Source organism: Salipiger mucosus DSM 16094, assembly GCF_000442255.1.
GTDB classification, from domain to species: Bacteria; Pseudomonadota; Alphaproteobacteria; order Rhodobacterales; family Rhodobacteraceae; genus Salipiger; species Salipiger mucosus.
This window is the reverse complement of record NZ_KE557283.1, coordinates 24,300-39,858: the sequence shown is the minus strand read 5'-3', so window position 1 is coordinate 39,858 and position 15,559 is coordinate 24,300. Positions and strand designations below refer to the sequence as shown.

12 protein-coding genes and 1 pseudogene are annotated in these 15,559 nt (G+C 64.3%); 8 read left to right on the top strand and 5 right to left on the bottom strand.

Annotated elements, in window-relative coordinates:
- Positions 1-23 precede the first annotated feature (23 nt).
- The 6 genes from SALMUC_RS22555 (at position 24) to SALMUC_RS22530 (ending at position 9,395) form a co-directional block, all read left to right on the top strand.
- The gene (locus SALMUC_RS22555) at positions 24-1,193 is read left to right on the top strand and encodes a His-Xaa-Ser system-associated MauG-like protein (RefSeq protein ID WP_020041018.1); all 1,170 of its coding nucleotides are present in this window, start codon (positions 24-26) and stop codon (positions 1,191-1,193) included.
- Between the two features lie 20 nt (positions 1,194-1,213).
- On the top strand, positions 1,214-2,767 hold the full coding sequence (locus SALMUC_RS22550; RefSeq protein WP_156883623.1) for a cytochrome-c peroxidase: 1,554 nt from the start codon (positions 1,214-1,216) through the stop codon (positions 2,765-2,767).
- A 997-nt stretch (positions 2,768-3,764) separates the two neighbouring features.
- Entirely contained in the window at positions 3,765-4,442 is a 678-nt protein-coding gene (locus tag SALMUC_RS22545) for a hypothetical protein (protein ID WP_020041016.1), read from the top strand.
- A complete protein-coding gene (locus SALMUC_RS22540) occupies positions 4,442-6,589 on the top strand; it encodes a Mu transposase C-terminal domain-containing protein (RefSeq protein ID WP_020041015.1) in 2,148 nt (715 codons plus the stop codon). Before SALMUC_RS22545 ends, SALMUC_RS22540 begins: the two co-directional genes overlap by 1 nt.
- 3 nt (positions 6,590-6,592) lie before the next feature.
- Complete coding sequence (locus tag SALMUC_RS22535) at positions 6,593-7,564, top strand: TniB family NTP-binding protein (protein ID WP_021120842.1); 972 nt, start codon at positions 6,593-6,595, stop codon at positions 7,562-7,564.
- Positions 7,557-9,395, top strand: coding sequence for a TniQ family protein (locus SALMUC_RS22530; protein ID WP_020041013.1), 1,839 nt, complete (start codon positions 7,557-7,559; stop codon positions 9,393-9,395). Before SALMUC_RS22535 ends, SALMUC_RS22530 begins: the two co-directional genes overlap by 8 nt.
- Positions 9,396-9,998: 603 nt before the next feature.
- Here SALMUC_RS22530 and SALMUC_RS22525 read toward each other — a convergent pair.
- From SALMUC_RS22525 to SALMUC_RS22515, 3 genes are all read right to left on the bottom strand, one after another.
- A complete protein-coding gene (locus SALMUC_RS22525) occupies positions 9,999-10,397 on the bottom strand; it encodes a hypothetical protein (RefSeq protein ID WP_156883622.1) in 399 nt (132 codons plus the stop codon).
- Positions 10,387-10,737, bottom strand: coding sequence for a hypothetical protein (locus SALMUC_RS22520; RefSeq protein WP_020041011.1), 351 nt, complete (start codon positions 10,735-10,737; stop codon positions 10,387-10,389). Before SALMUC_RS22520 ends, SALMUC_RS22525 begins: the two co-directional genes overlap by 11 nt.
- A 313-nt stretch (positions 10,738-11,050) precedes the next feature.
- Positions 11,051-11,464 carry a hypothetical protein gene (locus SALMUC_RS22515; RefSeq protein WP_020041010.1) on the bottom strand — a complete coding sequence of 138 codons (414 nt, stop codon included), beginning with the start codon at positions 11,462-11,464 and terminating at the stop codon, positions 11,051-11,053.
- 229 nt (positions 11,465-11,693) lie between these two features.
- Between SALMUC_RS22515 and SALMUC_RS31745 the strand changes: the two are divergent.
- Positions 11,694-12,746 (top strand): annotated as a pseudogene (locus SALMUC_RS31745) (UvrD-helicase domain-containing protein); the annotation flags it as partial.
- On the opposite strand, the gene SALMUC_RS31740 reads toward SALMUC_RS31745, so the two are convergent.
- Together SALMUC_RS31740 and istA are read right to left on the bottom strand one after the other, a co-directional pair.
- Positions 12,711-13,688: an ATP-binding protein gene (locus SALMUC_RS31740; RefSeq protein ID WP_342663051.1), complete on the bottom strand. Its 978-nt coding sequence runs from the start codon at positions 13,686-13,688 to the stop codon at positions 12,711-12,713. The pseudogene SALMUC_RS31745 and the gene SALMUC_RS31740 sit on opposite strands and share 36 nt — an antisense overlap.
- Before the next feature lie 32 nt (positions 13,689-13,720).
- Positions 13,721-15,022, bottom strand: coding sequence for an IS21 family transposase (gene istA, locus SALMUC_RS22505; RefSeq protein WP_084514063.1), 1,302 nt, complete (start codon positions 15,020-15,022; stop codon positions 13,721-13,723).
- Positions 15,023-15,224: 202 nt separating this feature from the next.
- On the opposite strand from istA, the gene SALMUC_RS22500 reads away from it, so the two are divergent.
- Positions 15,225-15,559: IS5/IS1182 family transposase (locus SALMUC_RS22500; RefSeq protein WP_037372424.1), on the top strand; the 335-nt coding region annotated here is incomplete at its 3' end.

Genomic DNA, 15,559 nt, shown 5'->3' with positions numbered 1-15,559 from the left:
CCCTGGGCTGCGCCGTCCCCGCCATGGCCGAAACCATGCGCGAGGCCGTTCTGCGAGAGGCCGTGCTCGAGAACGGCCTGCGTCCCGCCGAAGAGCTCTGGCCCGAACTCGACCCGGAAAAGGCGGCGGCTGGTGAGCGCCTCTTCGAGAGCGAACTCCTGTCGTTGACGCGAAACGTCTCTTGCCGCAGCTGCCACCTCGACGAGTTCGGCTCCGCCGACGGCTTGCCGCTCGGCCATGGCGCGGGCGGTATCGGCAAAGGAGTCGAGCGGATGAAGAGCCCGGCCGGGGTACTCTCGCGCAACACGCTCGCGCTCTGGGGACGCGGCGGGATCGGCTTCGATGTCTTCTTCTGGGATGGCCGGGTGGATGCCAGCTCGGGCGAAATTCGGAGCCAGTTCGGCACGATGGCACCGTCCGACGATCCGCTGGTCGTGACCGCGCATCTGCCGCCGGTGGAATTCCGCGAGATGATCGGGGAAAGCGATGATACCGAATGGCTTCGCCAGGGCGAAGTCGGTGCCGCGGCCGAGGTTCACCAGGAGATCGCCCGCCGAATCCGCGCCAGCCCAGAGATCGCCGCGCCCCTGTCCGAGGCGTTTGACCTGAAGGTCGATGAGCTGACCTACCTGCAGATCGCCGAGGCCCTCGCCGCCTTCATACGATCCGAATTCCGCGTGCGGGACACGAAACTCCATCGCTTCGTGTTCGACGGGCAGAGGCTGACGGATCGGGAGCTGGCCGGCGGTCTGCTCTTCTATGGGCGCGGGCAATGCGCCGCTTGTCATAGCGGTCCATATTTCTCGGATCTTACCTTCCACGCGATCCCGTTCGCGCAGTTCGGCTTCGGCTTTAACGGGTTCGGGATCGATTACGGCCGCTACAACTTCACCCAGGACCCGCGGGATCGCTACGCCTTCCGCACGCCGCCGCTTTACAACGTCACGAAGACCGCGCCCTATTCCCATTCCGGCATCGAACCGCACCTCGCCGGCGCGATCAGCGCCCATGTCGATCCCTTGGCAGAAATCAATACCAGCAAGTTGTCGGCCCGCGAGCGGGCGGAACTCTATCAGAAGATCGCGCGGTGGTCGGGGGAGCCGAGCTATGCGGTCGAACTCAGCGACGAGGAGGTCAAGGACCTAGTCGCGTTCCTGGCGACGCTGGACTTCGATCCAGAGCATGATCGGTGAGACCGGTGCGTCTTCGCGCCGTGCTCGACATCCTGTTCCGGATCGCCATCATCGGCGTTGGCCTCTCGATGCCGATCTGGCTGTACCTGGCAGAGCTGCGTCCGCGGGTCCTGATGCACCGGGCGGGAGATGACCTCCGTGCCCTTGCCGCCGCCTGCGATCAGGCCCTGCGCACCGCGGATGCTTCAGCGGAGACCCGGGATCGTCTCGATGCGGCGCAGGCGTCCCGGTTGGAGCACGCCCTCGAGATCGGCCGTCTGCCGTGCAAGCGCTATGCAGCGCTGACCGAACAGCTGCTGTCGGAGGGCGTGTCGCGGCATGCGCTCGCGGCTCTGCGTCTCGCCGCGACCGCGGATCCGTCCTACCCGGACCTTCGGGCGGGGCGTGCCGATGTGGAGGCGCTCGATGCGCATCTGCGTGTCGCGGCCCGGTTGTACGGGCTCGCGCCGCTGCCGGTGAAGGAGGATGTCCCTGACCCGAAGTTCCGGCTCGGAAAGAGGCTCTTCTTTGATCCGGCGCTTAGCGGGCAGGGGGAGCGCTCTTGCGCCACCTGCCACGGGCTTGCTGCTGCGACGGCCGGCGGCGCGGCATTGGAGGCACGTCTGGACGTGTCGCCGGAGTGGTTGCCCAACGTGCCGGCGCGCAACGTGCCGGATTTGTGGAACCGCGATCACAACGATGTCTCGGCGATGCTCTGGGACGGCCGCCTGCAGGCCCTAACGACCGCAGGTCAGGGCGCGTTCGTGTTGCCCGAGACGCTCGTGACGGGGAGGTTCGAGAACCTCATGGCGCTGCAATCCGTGCGGCCGATCTTCGTCCCGGTCGAGATGCTCGGCGAGCCTGGCGCGTCCAACGCTCTCGCCCCTGATGCTGCAGGCACGCCGGCACCGGAGGCAGTTCTCGCCCGCGTTGCGCGCCGCCTTTTCGGCGACGACGCGCGCGGGCAATCCGAGGCGGAAAGTTACCGGGCGCTGTTTCGCGAGAGCTACGGAGTTGCGACCGCCGACGAGGTGCGCCCTTCCCATCTCGGCAATGCTCTCGCGCATTACATCGAGATCGAATTCCAGTCCCGGGACACGCCCTGGGATCGGTACCTCGCCGGGGATCTGTCCGCGATCTCGGAGGACCAGAAACGCGGCGCGCTTCTCTTCTATGGCATCGGCAAATGCGCGGTCTGCCATTCCGGTGCCATCTTCAGCGATTTCGGATTTCATTCCGTCGGCGTGCCCGATCGTCGCGACGAGAAGGACTTGGGCCGGGTCTACGCCACCGGCATGCCCGGTGATCGCTTCCTGTTCCGGACGCCGCCCTTGCGAAACGTGACGCTCACGGCGCCTTACTTTCACAATGGGCAAGCCGGAACGCTCGTCGAGGCCATACGGCAGCATCTCGATCCCTATAGGAATGCGCGTGTCTATGCCGAGGACGGGGCGCACCTGATGGAGCCTGCAGAGATCGATGCGATATCGCCGATCCTGGCATCACACGCGCTGATCACTGATGACCAGATAGAGCTGCTGATCGACTTCCTGGAGTCCCTGGAGGATCGCGGCGCTGGTGCGATGTCCCGCTGACACGCTCCATCCGGCAGCGACAGAGCGCAGGCGCGGCTCGTGCCTCGTGCTGTTGTCTTGGCATGCTGCATGCCCGGCGGTCACCGCCAGCGCACTGGCCGGTGAAGTCATGACGCAACGCGACCGGACTCGCAATAAATTTGCGAAAAACGGTGTTGACCCATTCGAGGGCTATTCAATATGACTCGTTTCATGAGCCTGAACACGCATATCGTCACCACGGTGTACGCCGTAATACGCTGAGCCGCCCCGGCGCGCTCGACGGTGTTCAGCTGCCATCTCGAACAACGAATCACTCCTGAATTGTCCGGTATTCGTCGCCCTGAAGCGTGCGGAATTTCTGGCGGAGCGATCGTGTCATCGAGATTTCTGCACAGCTCTACCGATTGCACGCGAGCCGCCTGACGACTTTTTCGCAGGCGGCTTTCTCGTGTTCGGATTTGCCAGCGGGCCCACTCCAACGACCAATTGTTGGGCTTGATGGATTCGTCAGTACCAGAACTGGCGAAAAGCATTGTGCGAATAATGAAAGGCGGTGGCGTATCGGACAAGTGTATGAAAAACCATAAAAAAACCTTGCTCTCTGTACGCCGCTGTCTAGGCTTCTGGCCACGGAGGGGAAGCGCGACTTGCCCTCGTGGTTTCGCAAATGAAAGGAGCGTCTGATGTAGAGGATAGCCATCTCAATCGAAAACGCCCGATCCGCGGCAACGGATCGAGCGTTCGAAAGTAGGGCGGATCGGAACCCGCTTGGTTTTCATGGAGGAACGAGTAGCAGGATCTGCACTCGACCTCAAGCAAGACCTCCGCCCTCGAAACTCGATCTCCCGGCTCCGTGGCAAAACCGCTTCGGAGAATGGGAAAGATGTGGCCAATCGCGCGCCCCGGACACGGCTAATGCCGTGCAATGCGGCGCCGCGTCTCGGCCGCGTCGATGATCGCTTGCGTCGCCCCGTCCGGGGGCGGCGATCCCACCGATCAACACGAGGGCATATCCATGTCTCTTTCTACCAACCAGGAGGCCGTCCGGCTTCCCGATCCCAGCCTCGCCGATCGCGACGTGGCCATCGCCAGCAAGGGGCACTTCACCGGTCAGATCGTCCTCGGCGACGACCATGGGCGTCTGGTCCAGCTCGAGAGCCATGACGAGCTCGAATGCTGCCTGTGCCTGGCGATCCACCCGCAGACACAGGATCTGTTCGAGCAGGTCGAGCTCGAATGGCATGACGAAGATGGGGAGGTCCATTCTCACTACGTCGACTTCCTGGTCGTGCGACGGGACGGCCGGCGGGTTGCCTACGCGGTCCGCCCGCGGGCGCGCCAGAAGATCGCCTTCCTCGAGGAACTCTCGACGGTCGCGTCGCAGGCGGTGGAATACGGGGCCGTCACCGATTTTCGCCTGCTGACGAAGCACGACTTCGACCCGACCACCCGCCACAACGCGCGCTTGCTCCACGCGGTGCGCGCACGCGACGCGGCGGCCGATGCCGCCGCGGCCGACGTCGTCAGGGAAATGACCGGGGTCAGATCCCTCGCCGATCTCACGCAAGAGATCGGTCTCGGCGCGATGGGCTTCCGCGCCCTGCTGCGTCTCGTCCGCTCCCGCCATCTCGAACTCGAGCGCCACGAGCGCATCGCGCCCGCCTCCAACGTGTTCAACGGAAAGCAAGTCTGATGGATCTGAAGTTCGATCTCGACAATGCCCGCTACGCCCTCGGCACCTACGATCGCGTCACGATCGAAGGCATCGCCTACCGTCCGACCTCGAGCAACGAGGAGGGCTACGTCATGGCCACCGAGGCCGGGGCCGGCCTTTCGCGCCAGTTTTCGCACGCGCAGCTCAGCCGGCTTGGGGCGAAGGGGCGCCTCCGCCACGATCCGGGCTACTTCCTTCCGGACAGGGCCGCAAAACGACTCGTCGCCAGCTCTTCACTGGTCTCGGAGCTCGACCCAAAGAGTGCCGCCCGGGTGTCGAAGAAATCCGCCTATGTCGAGGCCTTCCGCGAGCTGGAGGCCGAGGGAAAGATCAAGCGGACGGACAAGTCGATCGCCGAAAACTCCGAGGTCCTCATGGCGCGCGCGGTCTTCTACGTGCGCAACCTGAACCCGACTGGCGCGGGCGATCCCAGCAAGTCCTACGATTTCCGAGAACAACCGAGCCCCCGCACGATGCGCCGCTGGCTTGGCGCGTCCGAAACCTTCGGAACCGGCGGCCTGATTGATGCCATGCACAAGCGCGGCAACTGCTCCCGCGAGATGGAGCCCGAAGCGATCGGGCTCATGCTGGAGCAGGTCAGAGGGTATCTCAGCCGCGACCGCCCGACGCAGAAGGTCATCCACGAGAATGTCCAGATCGCGTTCCGGCAATGCAACGAGGAACGCGAAGAAGACGGCCTGCCGCCGCTTCGCACACCGAGCCGCGAGACCGTCCGCCGTGCGATCAAGGCGTTGGATCCCTTCGTCGTGAAGGCGGCGCGCGATGGCGAGGACGCCGCACGCAAGAAGTTCCGCCCGGTGGGAGACGGGCTCGGGCTCACGAGACCGCTCGAGCGGGTCGAGATCGATGAATGGACTGTCGACGTCATCACATTGATGCGGGCCACCGGTCTCTACGACATGATGACCGAGGCTGAACTCGACGCGATCGGTTTGGACGACAGCAAGAGGCGGTGGACGCTTACACTCGCGATCTGCGCGACAACGCGCTGTATCCTTGGAATGGTTCTTTCGCCGTCACCAAAGGCCAGTGCAGCCGTCCAGGTTCTGCAGATGGTCACGACCAACAAGGGCAAGTGGTCCGACGCCGTCGGCGCCCTGAGCTCCTGGGACATGCACGGGACGCCCGAACAGGTCGTGACCGACTGCGGCGCCGCCTTCAAATCCGAAGCGTTCCGAAACGCGTGCTCGGATCTCGAGATTGTCTTCATGCGCGCGGCCGCGGGACTGCCGGAGTTCAGGGGGCGCGGAGAGCGCATCTTCGGTACGATCGCTCTCGGCCTCTGCCCACGCCTGGCCGGCCGGACATTCTCCGATGTCGTCAGCAAGGGAGACGCCGATCCCGAGACGAGAGCGTCGCTCACTCTCGAGGATCTTTCCTTCGCGCTCGTCCGCTGGACGGTCGATATCTACCACAACACGCCGCATTCCGGGCTGGGCGGCGAAACGCCTGTCGCTTGCTGGCGTCGCCTGACGAAGGAATGGGGCGTCATGCCGCCGCCGGACATGCGACGGTGCCGCCTCATCTTCGGCCGGCGCGAGAAGCGTGTCCTGTCCAAGGAGGGCATCACGATGATGGGCGTGCGCTACCACTCGAAGCTGCTCGCCGACTGGATGATGCGAAAGGATCCTCACAAGGTGGATGTCCGCTGGCATCCGAAGGACATCGGCACGATCGGTGTCCGGCTCGGCAGCGACTGGTACGAGATCCCGACAGTCTTCCATGGATTGGAAGGTGTGCCCGCGCAGTGCTGGCTCAATGCTGTCAACGACGCCAAGGCCTCCCGGCCGAATGCGACGACGTTCAATCTGGACGCCATCGTCGAGGCCGTACACGCGATCCAGCAACGCAATGCCGAGGCGACGCAGCTCGCAGGTCTGCTCGTGGAAGACTGGGGCGAGGAACGCGTGGCCCACACAGAGCAGAATGTCTTTCTGGGAACAGAGTTCAGCCGGTCCGAGCCCGATCATCCCTCCGACGGTGAGCCCGGCCAGGCGATCCCCGCGCCCACCTCGGAGACCTCGTCGGCACGGCCTTCAGATCCGGCCGCCGTCAAGCCCCGCCCGCGCCGCGGCGGTGGCGGCTTCTCGATCGAGGAGGAGTGAGCCATGCCCGACTTCGCAGAGATCGACCGCACATTGGAGGCCCTTCGGGGCCTCCATATCGGGACGAACCGGGATGCGGACTTCACCACCCAGCTCGATCGCCTGCTCCGCCGCGACGAGGAGGGGCACCTGCTGCCCGACCCGGTGCGGATGACATCCACCGGCGAAAGCCGGGGCGTACTCGTCGTCGATGGCCGGGGGGGCGGGAAATCCACGCTGGTGGCACGCGCGCTCCGAAAGCATCCCGTGCTGGCGGAAGGACAGGACGGGCGACCGCACTACCTCTCCAGCGTCGTGCCGAGCCCGGCCACGTTCAAGAGCATGACGCTCGAGCTGCTGGAGCGCAGCGGCTACCCCGAAGTGTCCTCGCGCCGAGAGGCCTGGGGCATGTGGCAGCTCCTGCGCGACCGCCTGACGATGCTGGGTGTGACGGTCCTCTGGATCGACGAGGCGCACGATCTCTTCTGTGCCGACCGGAATCTCATCCTGCGGGCGGTGAAGGCCCTCATGCAGGGCGACCATCCGATCATCGTGGTACTCTCGGGCACCGAGCAATTGCGCGATATCGTCCGCTCCGACCCCCAGGTCCAGCGGCGGTTCTCCTCCGTTCAACTGCCACCCGTTTCCGTCGTGGCGGACGGCGACACGTTCGATGGGGTGATCGAGCACTTCTGCGCCAGGGCGGGGCTGGAACCTCCGTCCGACGAAGACCTCCTGGACAGGCTGTTCCACGCCTCACGCTACAGGTTCGGTCGCGTGATCGAGACCATCATCGGTGCCATTGAACGGGCATTGATCTCCGACGACGCCTCGCTGGACCTGGATCACTTCGCCGATGCCTGGGCCATGCAGGAAGGTTGTCCCCTCTCGCGCAACATCTTCCGCGCCGACGAGTGGAATCTCATCGACCCGGATCATCGCGAGGAACCGGAGGCTCTCCCCAGACAACGCAAGCGGAGGACCCGTCGTGGCTAAGCTCTACCCCCACCTGCCATTCTGCGATGACGAGACGCCGATCTCCTGGGCCGGGCGACTGGCGGCCTTCCACACCAGCGGTGGCCTTGTCCCCTTCCTCAACGACATCGGCGTTCCGGCGGTGGATCTCGCCCGTGGCGTGGACACGGCCGTGGACCGCCTCTGCGATGTCGCCGACCAGGATTCTGCCCCGGTCCGTCACAACGTCATCAAGTCGCTGGGCGGGCATCTCTACGTGCTGCGGGGCCAGGAGTTCTCGGCCGAGTTCCGGGTCGCCCCGTCGACACGGTTCTGTCCGATGTGTCTCGCGGAAGACGAGGCCGACCCCGGGGCTCCGCACGCGCAGCGGCGTCACCGCGTCTCCTGGGCGCTGGCGGCGGTCAGCACATGTGAGCGTCACGGCATCGCACTGCTCGATCGACGGACCGGGCGATGGGACGACACTCTCGGCGAACTGCGCCAGCAGGTACCGGAGGATCGCGACTCGCTCCTGTCGCTGGCGCGCTCATGCGAGAGCCGTTCTGTTTCGCCGATGCAAACCTATATCCTCGGGCGCATCGCGGGGCAGGCGGGGCCCGACTGGCTCGACGCGCAGGACATCGAACAGGGCTGGCGTGCGAGTGCATTTCTCGGCGGTGTGCTCGCGTTCGGCCCCGACAAGCGGGCGGGGGAGATGTCGCCGGAAGACTGGGAACTCGCTCAGCACGCCGGCTGGTCCGCCGTCGCTGAAGGCCGGCAGGGGATCGATTCCGCTCTCGACAGCCTGCTGGTCCAGGCCCGGACCAGCGGTAGCCGGGGGTACCGCCCTCAGGGCGCTCTCGGCATGCTCTACCGGTGGCTCTCGTGGCACAAGATGGCGAAGGACCCGGGGGCGATCCGGGCGCTCGTGCGCGACAAGATCCGGGACGGCTTCCCGCTGAAGGCAGGGCAGACGCTGATGGGCGAGCCTGTCGAGGCGCCGCGGCTTTCCAGTGTCGCCGCCATCGCCAAGACCGAGCACGTCGATCCGCGGACGTTGCAGAACATGCTCGTCAGTCGTGCCGTCGTCCCGGCAAGCGAGAAGGATCACTGGGCGGGTGACGTGGTTCTCGACTATCAACAGGGCGTGGAGGTCGCCGCCGCGATGAAACGCGCGGTGTCGGTGTCGGCATTGCCGGACCGCCTGAATGCCTCGCGGCCCATGGTGCGGGCGGTGATCCGGCTGGGATACCTGAGACTTCTCGGGGATGTCGAACTCGCCGGCAGCAAATTGAGCCGGGCCGTCGACCGGATCGATGTCGAGAAATTCGAGGCGCGGCTGCAAGAGCTCGGCGAAGAGATCGACGAATGCCCGCGCGGGATGGTTCCGCTTGCGAAAGCCGCGGAAAAGACCCGCCAGAAAATCGGGGTCATTCTCCCGGCGCTGTTCGATGGACGTTTGAAGCGGGTCTGTCGGATGTCCGATATCCCGGGGATCGACGGAGTGGTCATCGATACCCTCGAACTGAAATCCGTGCTCTCCGGCTGTCGACCTGGAATGACGGTGGAGCTCGCTCTCGCGATGCTGGGGATCGGGAAGAATGCGACGAAGAACCTGATCAATAATCGGGAGGGCGGTCCGCTTCTCGATACGATCGAGACCGATGATGGAACGTGGGTGACACCGGAGGCGATGGGCAGGTTTCGGAAACGGTTTGCCGTAAAAACACGTCTGCCGCTCGAGACCGGACTCAAGAAATACCGGGTCGAGCAGATTCTGGCGCGGCACGGGGTGGAACCCGTATTCGATCCCAAGCCCTTCGGAGTCGCGCTCTATTTTCGAAAGGATCTGCCGGTGGCATGGGAGGTCTAGGTACTTCGCGATCTTCGATCAGTCGAAATGCCGCCCATCGGGCGGCATTTTTCGTTGGAATTGGCATACCGGGCGCCGGAAGCCGATGGACAAGAAATGGTTGTAGGATGGACAGGGAGCCCGCCGGATGACGATTCGGAGCCCAGTAAAATAAGGGAATTGCCGTGGTCGATGGCCATTTGACGGTTGGTCCGACATTATCGCCACTACCAATTAGTGGCCACCGGCGGGCTTATAAGGTCCATTTCGCAAGCGAATAAGGTCAATCGGGCGTAGGCGCCCGATTTTCCGTTTTTTCGGCCTTTTCTCGCGGGAACGAGGGTTCGACTCTGTCCTGAGGGATATAGGCATCAGAAGCAGGCGGCAGAAACGATTTTCGTAAACTTTCTCGGGCTTGATCGTGGCCGTGGCGTTCTTGGGTTGGCAGCGTAGTTTCCGCCGCCGGTTATCGCGAGCCACTTCTCCGGAACGAGCACAACAGCGACTTTTTCGAAGTCTGGCCGTGAAGTTGATGTACAATGTCGGCATGCCTTGCACCAACGAGCGCAAGGCATGCAAAAAGGGCGGCTTTCGCCGCCCTCGTCCGAGATGTCCGAGTATTTGTTATTGTGATCGCCAGAGCTTCAGCGCGTCTTCGATGCGCGTATAGGCTTGGATGACTTCGTGCTTCGAGTGATGGCCGTCGCAAAACTGATGGCCGTAGGTGTCTGCGCGGGTATCTTCGATCCTGTAGCCGAGCGCGAGAAACGCCTCGTGCGCCGCCTCGGTCAGTCGCGCTGGATGGCGCGGCGAAGTGATGACAGTCACGCCGGCGATCTCCGGTCCGATCTGCGTGTAGTGCCGGTCCACCCAGACGTGAACACGAGACAGGCTGTGCTTCTCGATGAGCCACAGCGTCACGTCGCAGATGTCCTGCTCCATCCCGAACTGATCGGGATGGACGCTCAAGCGGCGCCGGCGCGCCAGCTGAAGGACACAGCGTGCCCCGGTCTCAGTCGGCATGGCGGAATCGCCCGAGAAGCTCGCTGACGCGCGCGCCATGCCACCGGGTCATGTCGGAAGCTGGCAGGCCCCTCTCATGCCCGATCCTGTCGAGCGACGTCGGCGCCTGGTCGGCCAGGATACGACGGATATCGCGCAGCGCGGCCTCGACGGCATCGGCATCCGGGATCGGCTGCCCGAAGGCACCATGCAGATCGCAGAGCGCCGCGAACCCACTCGGATCATCGAGCGCGTCGAGCAGGTCGCAGAGGCTCGCACCATGGCGGCGGAGGTGCTGCTCCACCGCATAGGCGGCGCCAAGACGCGCCTCGGCGGTGTCGAGTGCGGTGGTGTTGAGCATGATGATCTCCCTTTCATGCGGTGGCGGAAACGGTGTGCTGGTGTGCCTGATTCATCGGCGTCATGTTCCGTCGCGGGGAGACGCGGGGGCGTTGGCAGGGTCCTTTCGGTTGGTTGCGAAGCTGGTCTTGGGTGCTGGTGACGAGAACATTGGTCGTTCATCGGGATGACGAAGAGGAAATCTGCTGGGGGCATGATTTTTTCTGTTCCTGGGCCGTGCCGCCGCCGTCGGTGCCCTGTCGGAAGACTGCGCTTTGCGGTCATCCCGGAGCATGACGCCGACCGTGCAAACTGCGCATGGTCGGCGCCGCAGTTCAGGCCGCGTCCTGCACCGGGAGGGCAAGTGCCAGCGCATCCCGCTCATCGTCCAGTTCTCCGATCTCGACCAGGAGGTCGTAGAGCCGGTCAGTTAGAAGGCAGAGCTCTTCCACCTCCGGGCTCGCGGGATCGAGAAAAACCCAGGACGAAAGGTCGGGTTCGAACTCATCGATGACCGGGTCGAGAGACAAAAGGCGGTGCAGATCGACCAGCCTGCGGCGCGTCGCCCAGTCCAGGCGCGCGGCTTCGCGCAAGCGGGATATGAGGCGCAGGACACGGGCCGTTCCGGCGTCGCCGTCGATCAGGCCCGCGGCGTTGCACAGCGCGGATCCGTGCTTGTCAAATTGCGCGCGAACGGCAGCGAGTTGCAGATCTGCGGACAGGGTCTTCGTCGGGAACTTACGCAGCATGGTGGTCCTCCTTGGTTGCGCGTCTGCCGTTCGTGGCAGCATCAAGCCTGTCCGCAGTCGTTTCCGGGGGGCCTCCTTCTCATCTCTTGGGCTCGCTGGTCTTTGTGTCGGTCCTCGAAATGGAGATTGGCCAATAGTCTGCGGGGCGAAGAAAAAAGTTCGCCATTGCCCGTGGCAATCGGGTGTCCCGGCCCAGCAAGTCGCCGGTCAGATGCATTCTCGGAAATAAATGAACAGGGCAGGCACCCATTCGCGTTTGAAATGGGTCCGGAAAGGTTCCCGGCTGTCCGAAATCTGCTACACCTTGGAAAAGACTGGTAGTTTGGTGCAAATGAACCTCGCCTCAAAACCTTTCCTGAGGTTCCTGGTTGACCCTCTCGGCCGACATCCAAGGTCCCTAACTCTGCAAGACAGGGGCATTGCGGCACGCGGGGCGGGTTCGCCCCGCATAGGGTTTGACGCTCTCGCAGCGCGACCCTCAGTGAAGAAAGGCCTTCTTTCGTCGTCGCTATCGCTCGATCTTGGTGGCGGCGGCAACCTGACCTTGCCAGCGGTGGATGCCTCTGCGGCCAGAACCTTCGCAGAGGCGGTTACGACCGCCTGGACGAATTTCAATTGGGCGGAGCTGCAAAAGGAAGACGCAGCGGTCCGGCGCATCCTTCACACGCTCGATGCGCTCAAGGTGCCGGATGTTTATCCTGCCGCATGCCACGTAGCGCCGCTGGCGCGCGACGCTGCCGATCTAAACAGCCGTGTGCTTTCCAAGCTGAACGCGGAGGCCGTCGGCAACGAGGTGATGTCCCGGATCGCCCCTATCGTGGCCTTCGCTGCCGATCCGAACACCGTCCGGGACGCGGCTATCGAGACGTTCGTGGAAGCTCAGCTGCTTCGGTGGAAAGACTTCTTCGACACGGTCGAATCCATGCCGCTGACACCGGAGCAGCGCCTGTCGGTGGTCGTTGACGAGGACGCAACGTTGGTTCTGGCCGGCGCGGGGTCCGGCAAGACCAGCGTTATCACGGCCAAGGCCGCATACCTGGTGAAGGCGGAGATACGGAAGCCAAGCGAGCTCCTGCTCCTGGCCTTCGCCAAAGATGCTGCAACCGAGATGTCCGAGCGCATCGAGGCGCGGTGCGGGGTCCCCGTGGCGGCGCGCACCTTCCACGCATTGGCCTACGAGATCATCGGTGAAGTGGAGGGGGAGAAGCCCCCCTTGGCGCCGACCGCGACGGACGACAAGGCCTTCCTATCCCTCATGAAGGAGATCCTTCGGCACATCGTCGCGACCGCCAGTGACATCGCGCAAACCGTGATCGGCTGGTTCGCCGGTTTCTTCGACGACTTCCCGACAGAGTGGGACTTCAAGACGAAGCACGAATGGTATGCGCAGATCGAAAGCCGCAACCTGCGGACGCTGCAAGGCGAGACGGTGAACAGCTTCGAAGAGCTTCTGATCGCCAACTGGCTGTTCCGGAACGGCATCGCCTACGAATACGAGCCGAACTACGAGCACAAGCTCCAGAAGACCGGGCGTCGCGTCTACACGCCCGATTTCCGGCTGATCGAGAGCGGCGCCTACATCGAGCATTTCGGCGTGCGCAAGAAACGCGGCAGGGATGGTAAGGAGGAGTTGACCACGGCGCCCTATATCGACCGCGATGAATACCTTGAGGGCATGGATTGGAAGCGGCAAGTCCATGCCGAGCACGAGACGATTCTGGTCGAAACCTACAGCTGGGAGCGTGAAGAGGGGCGACTGCTCGAGGCTCTTGGCAAAGTGCGCCAGCTTCTCCTCCAGTTTCCCGTCCGCGTGCGCCTTGGCCAGAGTGGCGACCAGCGTCATGGCCGGGACGAAGAGCACGGTATAGCCCGCCACGATCACCTCCCGGCCTATGGCGACAGCAAGGTGGGTCTTGCCCACCCCGGGAGGCCCAAGCAGGAGCACGGCCTCGCCGTTCGCTATGAAGCGCCCGGTGGCCAGGTCGCGAACCTGTCCCTTGTCGACCGAAGGCTGGGCCTCAAAGTCGAAGCCGGAGAGATCCCGCACGAAGGGGAAGCGGGCCAGGCCGAAGCTCATCTCGATCCGCCGCTGATCCTTGCGGGCTATCTCCCTCTCGCAGAACAGCGTCAGAGCCTCTCGGATCGTCATCTCACCACGCCCGGCCTCGTCGAGGAGCCCGTCGAGCTGGTCGCGGATCGCGGTCAGCTTGAGCCGTGTCAGCATCCGCTCGAGATGGTCAGGGGTCTCGAAGGCCATCACCAGGCTCCTCCCGCCACGGCTTCGTATTCGCTGAGGGGCCGCAGAAGCTCCGGCGATACGGGAGCGAGCTCAGCTTCGGTTTGCTCCCCGGCGTTGGTCAGCGGGCCGCCCGTGATGCCTTCGAAGTGGGTCCTGTCCACGATCCGGGCCCGGCGCCCCGGTCTCAGCCGATGGCACGCGACCTCCTGACCGGCATGGCTGACGCGCAGCTCCGTGCCGCTGACCAGAACGCTGACCCTCTCTCCGATCAGCCGCCAAGGCACCGAGTAGGTGTTACCGTCGACCTCGACCGCGCAGTCGGAAGAGACCCGGCGGACGAGATCGCGACTCGTCAGGAAGGCCGGGATACTGTCGGCAGGCTTGAGCCGGTGGGCTTCGTCCCGGGAGAAGCGCAGGGAGGGCGGTTCACCGGTCGTGCCGTGGATACGCACGTCCGCGACCTCCCTGATCCAGGCTTCCAGATGCGCCTCGAGCGCGGCGAAGCTCTCGAATCTGCGTCCGGCGATGGCATTGCGCTTCACGTAGCCCACGCCGCGCTCGTCCTTGCCCTTCGTCCGGGCTCGGTAAGGCGCGCAGGCCCGGACCCGGAAGCCCCAGTGTCGGGCAAAGGCGTGGAGCCGGGCATTGATCGTCACCTCCCGCGTCACCGGATCATGGTGGGAGATCAGGGCGCGGGCGTTGTCGAGCAGCACTTCCTCCGGCACACCGCCGAAGCGGCGGAAGGCTCCTTCCATGCCCTCGAACCAGTGTTCCTGGCGCTCCCCGGAGAAGGCGCGCACGTGCAGCCGCCGGGAGTAGCCGAGAGTGGCTACGAAGAAGAACACCTTCACCTTCGCGCCGCCAATCTCCACCCGTCGCTCACCGAAGTCGATCTGCAACTGCTGACCGGGGCGGGTCTCGAAGCGAACCGTGGCCCGCGCTTCCGCCCGCAGCTCCTGCCGCAACGGCGCGACCGCCCGCTCCACGGTCCGGAGGCTGACCGTGATGCCCTTCTCCGCAGCCAGCTCCTGACGCACCACATCCGCGTTCCCGGCGTGCTGCCGAAAGCGCTCCGCCACCCAATCCTCCAAGCCGTCGAGCACCTTCGCCCGCACCACCGGAGACGGCGCGCGCCAGCCTCCCGCAGCCAGCCATCGCTTCACGGTGTTCCGCGAGCAGCCGAGTTCCGTCGCGATGCGCTTCGAACCCCACCCACGCGCCTTCAGTGCCAGCATCGCCGACACTTCTTCGGGCGTCCGCATCTCGATCCTCCGCGAAACTCGTCCTCGCGAAGAACCCTGCGATATTGCTTCTGTCATGTGACCTCCTTCCGACGAGGGGGTCAGTTCCTCATGTCGTCAGGGGGTCACTTTTCCATGTCGCCCGACACATGCGCGCGCAACGTCTCATCCAGAAGAGGGGGATGCCACGAACCGGGCATTAGTGCAGCAGCAGGGCGTTGTTGCAGAACTCAGCGGGTGAAGGATTCACATCGGGAATCCATGCGATTAGACGAGCAGCATGAGCAAGCCCAAGCCCGCCCGCTACCGCACGACGAACTGGTCCGCCTACAACGCTGCGCTCCGCAAGCGCGGGTCTTTGCTGATCTGGCTGGACAAGGAGATGGTCTGGCACGCGCCGCATGAGGGCCGCCCTGGGCGCCCGCCGGTGTTCTCGAATGCGGCGATCCAGTTCTGCCTGTCGATCAAGGTGCTGTTCAAGCTGCCGCTCAGGCAGACCGCCGGGCTGGTCGCCAGTCTGCTGCGTCTCGCGGGGCTGGACTGGCCCGTTCCGGACTATTCGACCTTGAGCCGGAGGCAGAAGACCCTGAAGGTGCAGATCCCCTATCGCCGTGC